This is a genomic window from Niallia taxi, from assembly GCF_032818155.1.
GTDB lineage: Bacteria > Bacillota > Bacilli > Bacillales > Cytobacillaceae > Niallia > Niallia taxi_A.
The window spans coordinates 2,538,207-2,553,540 of record NZ_CP102589.1; the positions used below are offsets into that span (position 1 = coordinate 2,538,207).

The window sequence follows — 15,334 nt, forward strand, 5'->3', positions numbered from 1 at the left end:
AAGATGAGCCACCGCTCCATTTCACCAAGATTCTAAATGTATAAAAACCGAAATACAAAAAAACTGAACTATTAATCGATAATCGATGAATAGTTCAGTTTTAACCTTTACTCCAATACTTTTGTCCAAAACCACTTTAACAATCTTCTATTTGCTTCGTTCTGCTATTTTTTTCAGCGCATCATCATATACCTTTTTTGGAAAATCAGTAATCCGTAATAGTTCAATTGCATTTCTCGTGTTAGATGCACCATCTTTTATTAAATAATCAAAATAAATTTCATCATTGCTAATATATTCTCTAAAATGATAATTAGTATATTTACTTGCAAGCATTTCTGTTAATTCAATATCATGTGTTGCTGCCATTACTCTCGTTTGCTTACAATCATTTAAATAATTTAAGACAGATTCAGCAGCAGCAATTCTCTCTACTGTATTGGTTCCTTTAAAAATTTCGTCGATAAACAAATATAAGAATGGTTGTTTGTCTGTATTAACTGTATCAAAAATTCTTTTCAGCGCTATAATTTCACTTAAAAAATAGCTTTGACCTTTTTCAATATCATCAGCCATTGCCATAGTGGAATATACTGGCCCTCTTGTTAAATTTATTTGTTTACTCGTACTTGTATTTAGAGCTTGAGAGAAAACGATATTTAGAGCGATTGTTTTCATAAAAGTCGATTTACCTGAAGCATTTGAACCAGTAAGCAGACAATTTTTATGAAAGGTAAAATCATTTCCAACAGGATTTTTCAGTAGTGGGTGATAGGCTTCATGAATAATGAATGAGCCTTCACCATTAAATGTGGGTACACAATAGTATGGTAATGATTTTCTCCATATCGCGATCGAGTAGAAAAAATCTAGTTCCGCTGTCTTTTTCCAAGCAAGTTCATATAAATCTTTATTATGATGTAATAAGTGAATAATATAGTGAAAAACGAGATATTCTAGTAAAAATATTGCTTTAAATACTGTCATTATATGGAGGATTATATTGGTTCCAGTCGTATCATCTTTTAACAGTAACACACTAATAAACGGAGCTTTTTTTAAATTGCTAGTTTTCTTTAAGAAGTCTGTGTCCTTATTTAGCCTTGCTAGTTTTCTTGAAGTGAGAATGATATGTATGCAATAAAATAAGCTTTCAAACTCTGCCTCGTTTTTTGTACGATTCATGTAAAACAAAAAGGAATTTACTAATGCGCTAGTGAAAAATAAGCTTAAACCAGCATGAAGGGATACTCCAATCAAACCGAGGCCCACTAAAGGAAGTATACTAAGTACAAAAAATAGTTTATTTATTTTAACATCAGGATTTTCAAACATATGCTTAGAGGAATTAGTATATGGCGCTTTGCCTAATGCTGCTAAAATTAACGATAACTTAACCCTATATTGACTGTCATTGCTTATTTTTTCGATTATCTTTTCGTCCATTACATGCTGTTTGTGAGCTGCTTTCAATCTGAAATAGAGCATCTCTTCTCCAATTGATGTAAAGGCATAGTTGATAGTATTAAATATTTTCGTCATGTTTAAGTCATTCCAGGTTATATCATCAATACCTGCATCATCATTGCTTTCTTTTACATTTTCATAGAAAAATTTAAACGTTTCATGGTAATTTTCACTAGGATTTAATTTTTTATTATTATCCCATAAAGTAAAAATTTGTTTTCTACGGTTATGAGAAAAATACATATTAATGAGAACAGTAATTGCAGTAATAATGATTATTATGACAAGGTAAATCATGCTTTTCTCCTATCTCTATTATTTGTTTACTAAAATATCATATCTTAAAATACATTTTATTTCCATTTAAGTTATATTTTGAAAATGAAAAAAGGAACTGAATCGACATTCAGTTCCTTTTGCTTTTTGCAACAAGCATTGTAACTTGTGCTGATGTGAATGGAAGGGAAGATTTTCTTCTGTATCCTAAATACTTAGGCTCCCATGTGTCACAATACTTGTTTTTAAAATTCTTTAAGCCTTGAAAATGATAAAATACATGTCCATGCTTGAAAATCTGATCTGCAATCTTTTCACTCATAAATGAAAAGCGAGATAGACTAAGATTGGATAAAGGAGCCATCCCTAAATTACAGCTGACAACTCCAGCTTCCTTCAAATATTCAAATGTGTGTAAATATAGGTAATCCATGGATCCAGAAGGTGAACCTGGCAAGCTTCTCATTAAATCAATGGACAACATTTCTCTCAACTGATAGGAAGGCATAAGTGACAGGAAGGAAATAATCTTTCCATTCGGATCCTTGACAAATACAAGCCTGGAAGTATTTAAATAATCCTTATCAAAAAACCCTAACGAAAAGCCTTTTTCCTTTCTGCCTCCAAGCCATCTGTAGCTGATGTTTTCCAGCTCGTTTAAAAGCTGTGGGTCGTGTTTCGGATAAGATACTTCAACGGTATAGCCTTCTTTATCAAATTTATTTTTTAATGCTCGATAATTTTTCATTTTTTTGCCTGACAATGAAAATTCAGCTAGTTCCACATGTCCTTCTTCTCCAAGCTTGAAAAAGTCATAGCCATTAGCATGGAGAATCGGCAGCATATTCCGGCTTGTCTGATAAAAGACTGGTGTATAACCGTAAATATCAGCACTTTCATAAAGCTCCTCAACAGCCTTTACAAAGCTTTTTTCTTCCCCGACAGGGTCTCCTAAAACAACGAGCTTATCTGCATATGTCTCGTAAATAAATAAAACATCTTTATCTTTATTCCAAAAGATATACTTATCATGCAGAAAGATTAGATGAGCTAATGTTGTCCCATTATACTTTTCCAGATGGGAAATTATTTCTGCCTCTGCCTCTTTCGAAGACAATTTCTGTAAGCTCTTTGGTTTCTTGATCCAATAACCAATGAGAATGATAAATAAGGCGATAAAAAGTGCAACACAAGCACTTAAGAAAAGACTTTTTGCATCGTCTATAACATATGGCCGCATAAACTGCGGCACACTTGCGATACTAGTTGGCATATTTAAATAACCAAGTAGCAGGTATCCAAAAGTAAAAAAGGAAATAACGACAATATCAAAAATAATTTTCCCCCATGTAAGCACAAAGCTCTCTCGATAGAATTTTCCTCGTGACAGCAAAAGTAAAATTAAAACAACTATAATAATAATTGCTTCCTCATAATCCAAGCCTTTTAGAAACGTGGTGACAGCCGCAATTGCCAAAACGAATAAAGTAAGATGGTATGTCCGTTTCTCCCTGTATTCAATACCTCTCGCTAGTCCAAGCAGCACAAGACCTGTCCCAACAGAAATGTGGTGGGAGAAATTCATGACAGGCAGGCTTATAATTCGTTCTGTAAATTGAAGCCTTTCTAATATCCCTGGAACCGCCCCTGAAATTAACAGAAGAATTCCGGAAAGAAACACTAGAATAGTTAAAAAGAAATGACTTACATTCTGTACAGCCACCCTTGGAATATTGCTCCAATATCTATTCCATTTCTTCCATAAATCTTGAATTAGCAAAATTAAACCCGTAAAGAACGGAATAAAGTAATAGCCTATTCTGTATAAAAGAAGGACAACAAGAAGTTTTTCTGTGGATACTCCTAAGTATTCAAATCCCCATAAAAATACTAAATCAAATGCACCTATTCCCCCTGGAATCATACTTACTATTCCTGCTCCAACTGCAATAAGGAAAATCTTTAGGAAATCCCATCCTGACACAGGAAGGTCCACTAGGCACGCAAGCCAATATAAATAAAAATAGATAAAACTCCATTCTAAAATAGACGAAACTAGTAAGGATAACCCTAATTTACGAGATTTGATAATCTTATGTAAATTGGTTTTTTTTATTTTATAACTGATAATAAGAATCGGAAGTATGGCTGACACCACTAATGTTGTGACCATAAGCCAATGATGATTTTGAATCAACGGCATTTTCCAGCTGTCGTACAAAATAACCCAAGTAAGGAAGCTCACACCTGTCAAATAGAACATGGTGATAAAAGCGACGCCTTTTAACAGCTTTTTGTTATCCGGTTCATATTCCTTATAAAAATAGGATCTTAAAGCAATTCCAATTAATCCTCCGAACCCAAGCAGGTTTGAAAAGGAATTGCTAATAAGCGAATACTTTGTAAGACGTGTCATCGGTATTTCTAGGCTTAAGTATTTACTTAAGTAATAATCGTACATAAACATTGGAGATAGTGCTACAAAACCCAAAATAATAATGAGTGCAAGAGTTCCATAACTCAATTTTTCCATATATTTCAGCAATAGTCCGAAATCAATTGTAACGAACATATCTCGGAATTCCATGGATACAAGCAAAAGCAAAGTTACCGGGAAAAGTATTTTCAGCAGCAGCATTATCCGGTCTTTTGTAATAAATGACATTAAAACACCTCAAGAAGATTTTTTCCGTTTCGTAAAACATAATAAAGCAAACCCGCAGTATCTACCATTTTCATTTAAACACTCTAAATAGAAGCTTAGTAATGAATGATAAAATGGAGTAAAAAAATATATACTCTCTTATCATATCTTAAAATTCACAAAGCGGAAAATAAAAATTAACTTTTTTACATGCTTTTACCATTATTAAATTTATTATGCTCTTTTGACAAAAAACTAATCGGTTGTTTTTTATAAATACAGACTAGATTTTTTTATAAAACTATTATATAACAGTTAAACAAATAACCACTTGTTATACACTTCTCCTTTTGCCATTCATTACTAATATTTCATTCCTCTCCCCCCTTTCAACACCTGATATAAAAGGAGTTCACACTTTATTCACAGAATTGCCTTAACTTATACATAATTATGTGAAATAAATCACATTAAAATCTGTTATATTGTTTTTAGGAACATCTTTTCTTTCTGTTATATAAAAAAACGAGGTGAATTGTCATGGAAAAGCTCGAAACAAATTATTGGAATGGATTTAAAGGCGGCACATGGGAAAAGGAAGTAAATGTTCGCGACTTCATTTTAAAGAACTTCAAACCATTTTATGGAAGCGCTGATTTTTTAAGTGGACCTACTGTAGAAACAACGCAGCTATGGGAACAAGTTCTTGAGCTTTCGAAAAAAGAACGGGAAAGGGGCGGTGTGTATGACCTTGACACAGATATCCCTTCCACAATTACTTCACATGGACCTGGCTATCTTGACAAAACAAAGGAAAAAATCGTCGGCGTCCAAACAGATGAACCTTTCAAAAGGTCCTTTCAGCCTAATGGTGGTATCAGAATGGCTGTACAGGCATGCGAATCATATGGCTATAAAGCAGATGAGCATCTTGAGGAATTCTTTACGAAGCATCGCAAAACTCACAATGCTGGTGTATTTGATGCTTATACAGACGAAATGCGGCTTGCAAGGAAAGCGGCAATCATTACTGGGCTTCCAGATGCATACGGTCGAGGCCGGATTATTGGAGACTATCGCAGGGTAGCGCTTTATGGTATAGACTTTTTGATTGGAGAAAAGCAAAAGGATAAAAGAGCAACCAGCTCCATTATGTCAGAAGAAACAATGCGTCTGAGAGAAGAATTGTCTGAGCAGATCCGTGCTTTACAGGAGCTGAAGGAGCTTGGTGCAAGCTATGGATTTAACCTATCAAAACCTGCTGCAAATACTCAAGAAGCATTTCAGTGGCTTTACTTGGCATATCTTGCTGCAATTAAAGAACAAAATGGCGCGGCAATGAGTCTTGGCCGAGTGTCCACCTTCTTAGATATTTATATTGAAAGAGATTTAGAGCTCGGTTTGCTTACAGAGCAGCAGGTTCAGGAAATTGTTGATCACTTCATCATGAAGCTGAGACTTGTGAAATTTGCTCGTACACCTGACTATAATGAACTGTTCAGCGGCGATCCGACATGGGTGACAGAATCCATCGGCGGTATGGCGAATGACGGCAGACCATTGGTGACAAAAAACTCATTCCGTTTTCTGCATACACTCGACAATCTAGGACCAGCTCCCGAACCGAACTTGACAGTGCTTTGGTCCACACAGCTTCCGGAAAACTTCAAAAAGTTCTGTGCCCAAATGTCTATTCAAACAAGTTCCATTCAATATGAAAATGATGACATTATGAAGCCGCATTGGGGCGATGATTACGGAATTGCTTGCTGTGTTTCCGCAATGGAAATAGGAAAGCAAATGCAGTTCTTCGGAGCACGCGCTAATCTTGCAAAATGTCTGCTTTATGCAATCAATGGCGGCAAGGATGAAAAATTAAAAGAGCAAGTCGGTCCGGCTTACGCACCTGTTACTTCTGAGTATTTAGATTACAGTGAAGTGATGGAAAAGTTTGATTTAATGATGGAATGGCTGGCAGGTCTCTATATCAATACATTAAACGTTATCCATTATATGCATGATAAGTACAGCTATGAAAGAATTGAAATGGCTTTGCATGATTCCGAAATACTGCGAACAATGGCAACTGGAATCGCTGGTTTAAGCGTTGTTGCTGACTCCTTGAGTGCAATTAAATATGCAAAAGTTAAAGTAATCAGAGATGAGTTTGGAATTGCTACTGACTTTGAAATAGATGGTGAATTCCCTAAATACGGAAATAATGATGATAGAGTAGACAGTATTGCCGTTTCCCTTGTGGAGAGCTTCATGAAAAAGCTGCGTAAGCATGCCACATATCGTAATTCCATGCATACAATGTCTATTCTTACAATCACTTCCAATGTAGTATACGGTAAAAAGACTGGAAATACACCTGATGGACGCCGTGCAGGAGAACCGTTTGCCCCTGGAGCAAACCCAATGCATGGACGGGACACAAAAGGAACGCTTGCATCACTTTCATCTGTAGCGAAGCTTCCATATGATTCTTCATTGGATGGTATATCCAATACCTTCTCTATTGTTCCTAAGGCACTTGGCAAGGAAGAGGAAGATCGGTCAGCTAATCTTGTCTCCATACTAGATGGATATGGCATAAAAGCTGGTCACCACTTAAATGTTAATGTATTTAATAGAGAAACACTTCTTGATGCGATGGAGCATCCTGAGCTGTATCCACAATTGACAATCAGAGTTTCAGGCTATGCTGTTAACTTTATCAAGCTTACCCGTGAACAGCAGCTAGATGTTATCAATCGGACTTTCCATGAATCTATGTAATATAACAAGCGTACTGCTTTTTTTGCAAGGTTAACTAATAAACATGGAGAGCAGGTCGCTGCTCTCCCCTCTACCTTATATGTATTGTGATTTCAACTGTTATACAGGAGGTGTATAAACATGAAGGGAAGAATTCATTCCATTGAAACATTTGGTACTGTCGATGGACCTGGGATTCGATATGTTGTTTTTACACAAGGCTGTCTGCTTCGCTGTCAATTTTGCCATAATGCGGACACTTGGGGACTGCATGGTGGAAAAGAAATGGAAGTGCAAGAAATAATAGAGGACTTAACTGCATACCTCCCTTTTATTAATGCTTCAGGAGGAGGAATAACAGTCAGTGGCGGTGAACCGCTTCTGCAGCTGCCATTTCTTTTAGAACTGTTTAAAGCATGTAAACAAATTGGGATTCATACGACTATTGATACATCTGGCGGCTGCTATTCAACTGCATCCCATTTTCAAGAACAGCTATTAGAGCTGCTTTCCTACACAGATTTAATTTTATTAGATTTAAAACATATCAACCGTAAAAAACATATAAATTTAACAGGTATGGGTAATGATCATATTCTAGCTTTCGCAACCTTTTTATCAGAAAAACAGGTGCCTGTTTGGATTCGCCATGTTCTTGTACCGACAATTAATGATAATGTAGATGATTTGCGAAATCTTGGTGAGTTCATTTCTACCTTGTCAAATGTAGAAAAAGTGGAGATTCTGCCGTACCATAAACTTGGTGTCTATAAATGGGAGGCATTAGGATTGGATTATCCATTAGTAGGGATTGATCCGCCAAGTGAAGAATCTGTAAATTATGCTTATAGTATGCTTGTAAATACTAGCAATTGAAATGAATATCCCTTAACCACAAAAGAAAGCCCCAGGTATCCGCCTGAGGCCTTCTTTCTCTTATAACTGCTCATGAGAAACCTTAGTCTTTGTCTTTGTCTTTGTCATGATGATGATGATGCTTATTTCCTACGCTGACATTGTACTTAAAGTTGATTGGAAAATTCAGCACCATAACGTTTAGTTTAACACCAAAAATTGTCATTAAGTTACCCTCCCTATTCCTTTACCTCATTTTTTTGTGCTTCACTAGTTACAGTAGAAGCAAGTTTTACTTTCTATGCTATATTATGTAATTTCAAAGGACATGCCTGTGCGAATGTAACAATTTTTTTTTTTGTATAAAAACCTTTCGTCATTTTAGACTGGCCTAGCTAAGTCAGATAAAATTAAACAACATTATTAGGCTGCTATACCGCTAATTTGTTTTGGCGTATTTTGTTAAATACCTTCTACAATATAATACTTGATGATTTCCCCTTTATTACAGCCTATTTTGTTTCGCCTGAATATTAGTTTTCCCCATAAAAATACCCTCCAAATGAACACTTAGTTTAAGCGTTCACTTGAAGGGCGTTTTTTGATGTCCTATTTTTTAGGTTAGTCTAAAAAGGTATGAAAGGTTTTATTTACTTATTTCCACCAATCATCGAACATCGATGCCGGAACTTGTCGTTTATGCTCTGTAATTAAGTAACGTGCCTCGATTTTTTCCGCTGCCTCTTTTGGCACTTCCTTGCCTTCCAAATAATCATCAAGTTGATCATATGAAATGCCAAGCTCTGTTTCATCAGCTTGTCCTGGTTTTTCGTCTAACAAATCAGCAGTAGGAACCTTTAAGTAAATTCCTTCCTCTGCGCCTAGCTCTTTTAAAAGCTGTTTACCTTGTCGTTTAGATAAACCTGTTAACGGAAGTACATCTGCTCCGCCGTCTCCATACTTCGTAAAGAAACCTGTCACTGCTTCTGCTGCATGGTCTGTTCCAATAACGAGCAGATTTGACTGTCCGCCAACCGCATATTGGGCAATCATTCTTGCGCGAGCCTTAATATTTCCTTTGTGATAATCAGATAATGGCGTATCCTCCATGTCGTCATACACTTTTTTAAATTCATCAACTGGTTCTTTTACATTAAATACAAGCTCTTTATCTGCTTTAATAAATTGAAGTGCTTTTTTTGCATCCTCTTCATCTGCTTGTACACCATATGGCAGCCTTACTGCAACAAATGTAGCGTCATGACCCTCACTGCGAAGCTCTTCAACAGCCAATTGTGCTAATCTACCTGCAAGTGACGAATCCTGTCCGCCGCTTATTCCCAACACAAAACCTTTTGCTTTCGCCTTTTTAACATATTCCTTTAAAAAGTTAACGCGCAGGCCGATTTCTTCCTTTGCATCTATTTCAGGTTTTACATTAAGTGCTGCAATTATTTCCTTTTGTAAGCTCATGCCATATTCCTCCTATTTTTGCGTATTTTTAACTTTGCTTTTTACCATTTCCAGATGACTCATTTTGTTTTCCCAACATAATGGGCTTAAATCGACTGGATATTCTTCCGGGTTAAGGGAACGCTTGTATTCATCCCAAAGCACATCCAAATTTTCCTCGGCAAATTTTTGCGCTTCATAAATAGTCGGTGATTTATAAATTAGTTCTCCATTTTTAAATATGTCCTTATGAATGTCTTTCGCATGAAAGTTTGTGACAAATTTGCTGATATAAGTATGTGTCGGATGGAACATTTTTAATCGTTCCTCTTCCTCCGGATGCTCTGTTTCCAGACAAATATAATCACCTTCAGATTTATGATTCATGCTGTTGATAATGCGGTATACCCTTTTAATTCCAGGTGTTGTCACCTTTTCTGGGTTTCCGCTAATTTTGATTGTATCTTGCATATTACCCGCTTCATCTTCTATTGAAACAAGCTTGTATACTCCTCCCAATGCCGGCTGATCAAAAGCAGTAATAAGCTTTGTGCCAATTCCCCAAACATCTATTTGGGCACCCTGGGCTTTTAAGTTTATAATGGTATACTCATCAAGGTCATTACTTGCGACAATTTTTGTATCAGTAAAACCAGCTTCATCGAGCATCTTCCTTGCTGCTTTTGATAAGTATGCTAAGTCCCCGCTATCTAGTCTAATACCAATAAAATTGATTGTGTCGCCTAGTTCCTTCGCCACTTTAATGGCATTTGGAACACCTGAACGCAATGTATCATATGTATCAACTAAGAAAACACAATCCTTATGGCGTCTAGCATATTTATGAAATGCAGTATACTCATCATGATATGCCTGAATCATGCTATGCGCGTGTGTGCCTGATACTGGAATACCGAACAGCTTGCCTGCTCTAACATTAGATGTTGAGCTAAACCCGCCGATAAACGCTGCTCTAGTTCCCCAAAGGGCTGCATCCATCTCTTGAGCTCGTCTGCTTCCAAATTCCATTACGACACCTTCACCAATCGCATGCTTGATACGCGAAGCTTTTGTAGCAATCAATGTTTGATAATTCACAATATTAAGCAACGCCGTTTCAATAATTTGGGCTTGTGCTAGCGGTGCCTCCACTCTTACTAGCGGTTCATTTGCAAATACTACTTCCCCTTCTTCAACAGAACGGATATTACCTGTAAAACGGAAGTCCTTTAAATAATCTAAAAAGTCCTCTTTAAAACCTTCTTCTCGCAAATATTCAAGATCACTTTCAGTGAAATGTAACCCTTTTATGTACTGTATTATTCTTTCCAACCCAGCAAAAACAGCATAGCCATTATTGAAAGGAAGCTTACGAAAGTATACTTCAAACACAGCATTTCTTTCTGAAACTCCATCCTCCCAATATGTTTCTGCCATATTAATTTGATATAAATCTGTATGCAGCATCAAGCTGTCGTCACGGTAATTAAAACTCATGCTTTTCCTCCTGCGGTTTAACCAATTCACCTTACAAAATGGCTGCACCAAGTGTGCTTTTAAAATGATTTAGCGCCCATATATGGCCTGCTTCATTAAAGGATGCTGTTGCCTTTTCATGGATATAAAGATTATATCCCTTATTATAGGCATCTACAGCCGTGTGGAGCACACATATATCTGTACAGACACCTACAAGATGAATATCCTTTATGTTTCGCTCATTGAGCTTTATTTCAAGATCTGTACCGGTAAATGCACTGTATCTTGTTTTATCCATCCAATATACATTGTTGCGCACCTTGAATTGCTCATAAACCTCTTTCAAGGAACCATATAGGTTTCTGCCTTCTGTCCCTTTAATATTATGGGGCGGAAACAATTCTGTTTCAGGATGATATGAATCCTTTTCAGTATGTAAATCAATGGCAAATACAGTAAAATGACCCTCTTCGATAAATTGCCGGGTAATTTGCGTAATAGCTTTTTCTATTTTAATTCCTGGATCACCGCAAGGCAGTGCACCTTCAATAAAATCGAAAGTATAATCAATATTAATTAGAGCTTTCACTAGAATAGCCTCCTTTAGGATACGCTAAAATATGTGAACACATTATACCGAACTTCCTGCCATTTTACCATAAAATAAGCTTATTTTCCTTGAAACATGCAAGGAACTGTACTTGTATCTTTTGGCCATTTTGTAAGTGTAAAAGTACTTTTATCTCTATCATACACCTAAATATGACAATTATTAAAGAAAGATTTTGCTGCGAGATAAATATTTTTAACAGGAGCTTTAAATAAGGACAATTTATTAATCGTCCAAATAAAAAGAAAATGGATCTGTCAGCAAGGTATTACCAATAGAACAAGATTGCACTTTAGGCTTATTTTCGATATAATTTTAGTGTTGATAACGAACCTGAGGTGTATAAATGTTTGAATTCCTAATTGATTTGACAAACATTCCAAGCTATCAAACCATCTACATTACTGTAATGATAGGATTAATGGTTAAGTACTTTTGGGATATTAACCTGCAAATCACTGTGAATGATGAATTTATCGCATCAGATGGCCTTTATTTGCAAAGAGTCATCACGACGGTAAATTTTAATGTTCAAAAATACAATACGCCCATTCTGCAATGGATATGTAAAAATATTCGTAAAAGAATGGAAAGCACTGCTGATGATCCAGAAAAACCGTTTCTCCTCCTGATATAGACTAAATCTTTCAACCAAATAGGAGGAGTCACAATGACGAAATCAGCAAAAAAACTAGTTTTAGTACTTATGACAATATTAACTGCCATCATGCTTAGCGCATGTTCAACGACAGGTAGCGGAAGTGGAAGCAGCGGAGGCTGGTTTCATAATACGGTCGTCGAGCCATTTGCATCCTTGATACATGGGACAGCAATGCTATTTAATGGCAGCTTCGGACTTGCAATCATCCTGATTACACTTATCATCCGCCTTTTGTTAATGCCGCTAATGCTGCGTCAGTATAAAAAACAACAGACGATGAAAGTGAAGATGGAACTAATCAAGCCGGAAATGGATCGAATTCAAAAAAAGCTAAAAACGACGAAAGACCAAAAAGAACAGCAAAACCTGCAGCGTGAAATGATGGACCTATATAAAACACATGGAGTTAATCCATTGTCAATGGGCTGTCTGCCAATGATCATCCAAATGCCTATTCTAATGGGCTTCTATTATGCAATAAGAGGCTCACAGGAAATTGCCAGCCATACATTCTTATGGTTTAATCTTGGTCATTCCGACCTTATCCTAACGGCAATTGCTGGTATTGTTTATTATTTACAGTTCCGTGTGACACAAAACACGATGACTGCTGAACAACAAAAGCAAATGAAATTCATGGGACTAATTTCACCAATCATGATTGTGATGGTATCGCTTAATGCTCCTGCTGCTCTTCCGCTATACTGGACAGTCGGTGGTATTTTCCTTATATTGCAATCAATGCTTGGACGCAAATTATATCCACCAGCGGTCAATGATGCTGCAGTAACAAAAAAAGACAAACAATAAGTAACAAAAAAAACAGACGAGATATCCTCCGTCTGTTTTTTCTTTATCCAATATATGCAGCCAAGTATCCTAACCATGCAAAAAGAAGCCCACCGCCAAAAGAAAAAAACAAATACCAATAGAATGTCCTTCTGGTTTTTCCTTTCCACAGCTCAGCAGCCTCGACTGCCAATGTGGAAAAGGTGGTATATGCTCCTAAAAAACCAACAGCAAACAAGAGATGGACTGTTTCATTCACATGAAATCCCGCAGTCAATCCTAATAGAAAAGAACCTGTCAAATTTATGACAAGTGTAGCAATTGGCATAACAGACTTTATCTTAGTTTTAATATATTGCATCAACCAATAACGGCTAATTGCTCCCAAAAAACCGCCAAGGGCAACTGTACCTATCATCTCAACCATAATTATGTCCTCTTTCAGCAAGCTTTGTTCCAAGTATAATCCCTAAAAAAGCGGCAGCTGGTCCTAACAGCCCGCTCGCTGCCATATAAATAAACGCATGAACTACCTCCCCCTTTTGAAATAGGGTTAGTGTTTCAAGACTGAACGTTGACAAGGTCGTGAATGAGCCAACAACACCTGTACCGATAGCTGTTGAAATTAATGGGGAGAGTTTCTTTCTTTCTGCAATATACTTTGTAAACCAGCCAAGGAAAAAAGAACCTGCAATATTTATTGCTAAGGTATGATAAGGAAAAGCGCCCTGCCCTAAACTGCATAAAAATCTGGCAATACTTCCGATAACCCCGCCGATGCCAATATAAAAATAAATCAATGCGCTTCCCCTTCTTTCCATGTAAAAAGGAGAAAACATTTTCTGCTTTCTCCCAGCCATTCTTATAGATCTTGAAAATAATCCTTATAAAATCCGCCGACTTTTCCAGAATTATCAACAATGAAATAAAATTCTTCTGTTTCATTTTTAACTTCATATGTTTCGCCGACTGTCAGCACTCTATTAACAATATACTTGCTGGCATCTGTATGTATGCACTTCACTTTTTTAACTGTATTCTTGTCATTCCATATTTCATGTATCAATGGTTAAAGCCCCTTTCACTTATATACTACTTTAGTATATAGCCAGGATGCCCTTTAACGCAACCTATCCTTGCCTCATGACACTAAATTTCTTTCGTTATGCATATGCAAAAAAATGCTGCTTCGTTCAAAGGTATACCACTGCCCTGTCGAAGCCTGTTGAAATGTTATATAGCACTGTTTATTAATCCAGTCCATTCTTTTGAATTCCATTGCCGTATATGTTTTTTCTTTGTCATTAATAGTATAAAGTTGATTTTTCGCCTGTATATTCATCATATGACCTTCTTTCTATGATGTCTTCTGATAAATATATACCACTGGCGAATTGTCCTTTAAACATACATAAGCCTATATTTTTTCATTTATTCCGGTTTTTCTTAAAAAACGTTACCCAATCATGGCCTTCAATTTCGTACAGTAGCATCTCTTCCTTATTGCAAACATAGGTAAATGCTTTAGTGGAATTGTCGTTATCATCATACACATCGACCTCCACCCGCACATATAAGCTGTTAGGATCATCAGGTGTATAATCCTCAAACTCATCCAGCAGATAAAGTTCAGCTTGAGGGACTTCAAATACTTCCCCGCGCACCTTCTCACTCCCCCGATTCAATGCTAGGAAGGGATAGCCTGCACCTGCATCGTATATTTTGCCATATACCCACACATCTTCTTGCATACAGGGATAGTTTTTCATCATATAATGATTGATTTGCTGCTTTCTTAAAGTTCCATAAACAAAGACTAGCACATTCAATAGTGGCACAGCTCCTTTTTCGGTTATCCAGTTATCAGCTTTATCGTATAGCTTCTGTGTCTTGGTCCATCAAACTCGCAAAAATAAATGCCCTGCCATGTACCTAAAGATAATTTCCCGTTATTAATTATAACCATCTCAGAGGCACCAACTGTACTTGCTTTCATATGTGCGGCTGTGTTTCCTTCCATATGCCTGTCCTTATCCAAGCTCCATGGGTACACTTCGTCAAAACGGCGAATCATATCTGTGACAACATCGGGATCAGCATTTTCATTTATCGTTATTCCTGCTGTTGTGTGGGGGCAATACACGATTGCAAAACCTTCTGTTATTTTTGTTTCTGTAACAGCAGCCTGAATCTCGTCTGTTATTTCATAAAACATTGTATGTTCACTAGTTTTTAAGCGCTTGTGTATTAGCATAATCACTGTGCTCCTCTCACCATTTTTATGGTCTTTATTATTTATTTAACCGATTTTTATTAACTATAACATGACATCGTTACAATT

The 15,334-nt window shown here is 36.6% G+C and carries 16 protein-coding genes; 4 read left to right on the forward strand and 12 right to left on the reverse strand.

From position 1 onward, the window contains the following. Nucleotides 1–147: 147 nt before the first annotated feature. Together NQZ71_RS12575 and mprF are read right to left on the reverse strand one after the other, a co-directional pair. Nucleotides 148–1,764, reverse strand: coding sequence for a MutS-related protein (locus NQZ71_RS12575; protein ID WP_317010745.1), 1,617 nt, complete (start codon nt 1,762–1,764; stop codon nt 148–150). 109 nt (nt 1,765–1,873) lie between these two features. After that, entirely contained in the window at nt 1,874–4,408 is a 2,535-nt protein-coding gene (mprF, locus tag NQZ71_RS12580) for a bifunctional lysylphosphatidylglycerol flippase/synthetase MprF (RefSeq protein WP_317010746.1), read from the reverse strand. Nucleotides 4,409–4,927: 519 nt separating this feature from the next. Between mprF and pflB the strand changes: the two genes are divergently transcribed. Together pflB and pflA are read left to right on the forward strand one after the other, a co-directional pair. Further along, the gene (gene pflB / locus NQZ71_RS12585) at nt 4,928–7,168 is read left to right on the forward strand and encodes a formate C-acetyltransferase (protein ID WP_317010747.1); all 2,241 of its coding nucleotides are present in this window, start codon (nt 4,928–4,930) and stop codon (nt 7,166–7,168) included. A gap of 120 nt (nt 7,169–7,288) precedes the next feature. After that, on the forward strand, nt 7,289–8,023 hold the full coding sequence (gene pflA / locus NQZ71_RS12590; protein WP_144454863.1) for a pyruvate formate-lyase-activating protein: 735 nt from the start codon (nt 7,289–7,291) through the stop codon (nt 8,021–8,023). An 82-nt stretch (nt 8,024–8,105) separates the two neighbouring features. Here the strand turns inward: pflA and NQZ71_RS12595 are convergent, their stop codons facing one another. From NQZ71_RS12595 to NQZ71_RS12610, 4 genes are all read right to left on the reverse strand, one after another. Continuing rightward, nucleotides 8,106–8,228 carry a hypothetical protein gene (locus NQZ71_RS12595; RefSeq protein ID WP_275005491.1) on the reverse strand — a complete coding sequence of 41 codons (123 nt, stop codon included), beginning with the start codon at nt 8,226–8,228 and terminating at the stop codon, nt 8,106–8,108. Nucleotides 8,229–8,656: 428 nt separating this feature from the next. Next, the gene (gene nadE / locus NQZ71_RS12600) at nt 8,657–9,475 is read right to left on the reverse strand and encodes an ammonia-dependent NAD(+) synthetase (RefSeq protein WP_317010749.1); all 819 of its coding nucleotides are present in this window, start codon (nt 9,473–9,475) and stop codon (nt 8,657–8,659) included. 12 nt (nt 9,476–9,487) lie between these two features. Then, on the reverse strand, nt 9,488–10,951 hold the full coding sequence (locus tag NQZ71_RS12605) for a nicotinate phosphoribosyltransferase (protein ID WP_144454861.1): 1,464 nt from the start codon (nt 10,949–10,951) through the stop codon (nt 9,488–9,490). A 31-nt stretch (nt 10,952–10,982) separates the two neighbouring features. Further along, nucleotides 10,983–11,528, reverse strand: a complete 546-nt coding sequence (locus NQZ71_RS12610) for a cysteine hydrolase family protein (protein ID WP_317011748.1) — start codon at nt 11,526–11,528, stop codon at nt 10,983–10,985. Between the two features lie 361 nt (nt 11,529–11,889). Here NQZ71_RS12610 and NQZ71_RS12615 point away from each other — a divergent pair, with 361 nt between their 5' ends. Both NQZ71_RS12615 and yidC read left to right on the forward strand, forming a co-directional pair. Beyond that, nucleotides 11,890–12,180: a hypothetical protein gene (locus NQZ71_RS12615; RefSeq protein ID WP_127741203.1), complete on the forward strand. Its 291-nt coding sequence runs from the start codon at nt 11,890–11,892 to the stop codon at nt 12,178–12,180. Nucleotides 12,181–12,213: 33 nt separating this feature from the next. Further along, a complete protein-coding gene (gene yidC, locus NQZ71_RS12620; RefSeq protein WP_144454859.1) occupies nt 12,214–13,014 on the forward strand; it encodes a membrane protein insertase YidC in 801 nt (266 codons plus the stop codon). A gap of 43 nt (nt 13,015–13,057) precedes the next feature. Here the strand turns inward: yidC and crcB are convergent, their stop codons facing one another. The 6 genes from crcB to NQZ71_RS12650 all read right to left on the reverse strand — a co-directional run bounded on the left by crcB (nt 13,058) and on the right by NQZ71_RS12650 (nt 15,247). After that, complete coding sequence (crcB, locus tag NQZ71_RS12625) at nt 13,058–13,420, reverse strand: fluoride efflux transporter CrcB (protein WP_317010750.1); 363 nt, start codon at nt 13,418–13,420, stop codon at nt 13,058–13,060. Further along, a complete protein-coding gene (locus tag NQZ71_RS12630) occupies nt 13,413–13,793 on the reverse strand; it encodes a fluoride efflux transporter FluC (protein WP_275005484.1) in 381 nt (126 codons plus the stop codon). The genes crcB and NQZ71_RS12630 overlap by 8 nt, the downstream gene beginning before the upstream one ends. A gap of 62 nt (nt 13,794–13,855) precedes the next feature. Next, nucleotides 13,856–14,059: a DUF6501 family protein gene (locus tag NQZ71_RS12635; protein ID WP_127741211.1), complete on the reverse strand. Its 204-nt coding sequence runs from the start codon at nt 14,057–14,059 to the stop codon at nt 13,856–13,858. Nucleotides 14,060–14,134: 75 nt separating this feature from the next. Continuing rightward, nucleotides 14,135–14,338: a hypothetical protein gene (locus tag NQZ71_RS12640; protein ID WP_144454856.1), complete on the reverse strand. Its 204-nt coding sequence runs from the start codon at nt 14,336–14,338 to the stop codon at nt 14,135–14,137. Nucleotides 14,339–14,420: 82 nt separating this feature from the next. Beyond that, on the reverse strand, nt 14,421–14,816 hold the full coding sequence (locus NQZ71_RS12645; protein ID WP_317011749.1) for a gamma-glutamylcyclotransferase family protein: 396 nt from the start codon (nt 14,814–14,816) through the stop codon (nt 14,421–14,423). 29 nt (nt 14,817–14,845) lie between these two features. Next, entirely contained in the window at nt 14,846–15,247 is a 402-nt protein-coding gene (locus NQZ71_RS12650; RefSeq protein WP_260054111.1) for a secondary thiamine-phosphate synthase enzyme YjbQ, read from the reverse strand. Nucleotides 15,248–15,334 lie beyond the last annotated feature (87 nt).

Bases quoted from the DNA above. Each gene is read 5' to 3' on its own strand.
- mprF (WP_317010746.1), bottom strand. From the start codon at position 4,408: ATGTCATTTATTACAAAAGACCGGATAATGCTGCTGCTGAAAATACTT.
- NQZ71_RS12640 (WP_144454856.1), bottom strand. From the start codon at position 14,338: ATGATGAATATACAGGCGAAAAATCAACTTTATACTATTAATGACAAA.
- yidC (WP_144454859.1), top strand. From the start codon at position 12,214: ATGACGAAATCAGCAAAAAAACTAGTTTTAGTACTTATGACAATATTA.
- pflB (WP_317010747.1), top strand. From the start codon at position 4,928: ATGGAAAAGCTCGAAACAAATTATTGGAATGGATTTAAAGGCGGCACA.
- crcB (WP_317010750.1), bottom strand. From the start codon at position 13,420: ATGGTTGAGATGATAGGTACAGTTGCCCTTGGCGGTTTTTTGGGAGCA.
- NQZ71_RS12575 (WP_317010745.1), bottom strand. From the start codon at position 1,764: ATGATTTACCTTGTCATAATAATCATTATTACTGCAATTACTGTTCTC.
- NQZ71_RS12650 (WP_260054111.1), bottom strand. From the start codon at position 15,247: ATGCTAATACACAAGCGCTTAAAAACTAGTGAACATACAATGTTTTAT.
- NQZ71_RS12605 (WP_144454861.1), bottom strand. From the start codon at position 10,951: ATGAGTTTTAATTACCGTGACGACAGCTTGATGCTGCATACAGATTTA.
- pflA (WP_144454863.1), top strand. From the start codon at position 7,289: ATGAAGGGAAGAATTCATTCCATTGAAACATTTGGTACTGTCGATGGA.
- NQZ71_RS12595 (WP_275005491.1), bottom strand. From the start codon at position 8,228: ATGACAATTTTTGGTGTTAAACTAAACGTTATGGTGCTGAATTTTCCA.
- nadE (WP_317010749.1), bottom strand. From the start codon at position 9,475: ATGAGCTTACAAAAGGAAATAATTGCAGCACTTAATGTAAAACCTGAA.
- NQZ71_RS12615 (WP_127741203.1), top strand. From the start codon at position 11,890: ATGTTTGAATTCCTAATTGATTTGACAAACATTCCAAGCTATCAAACC.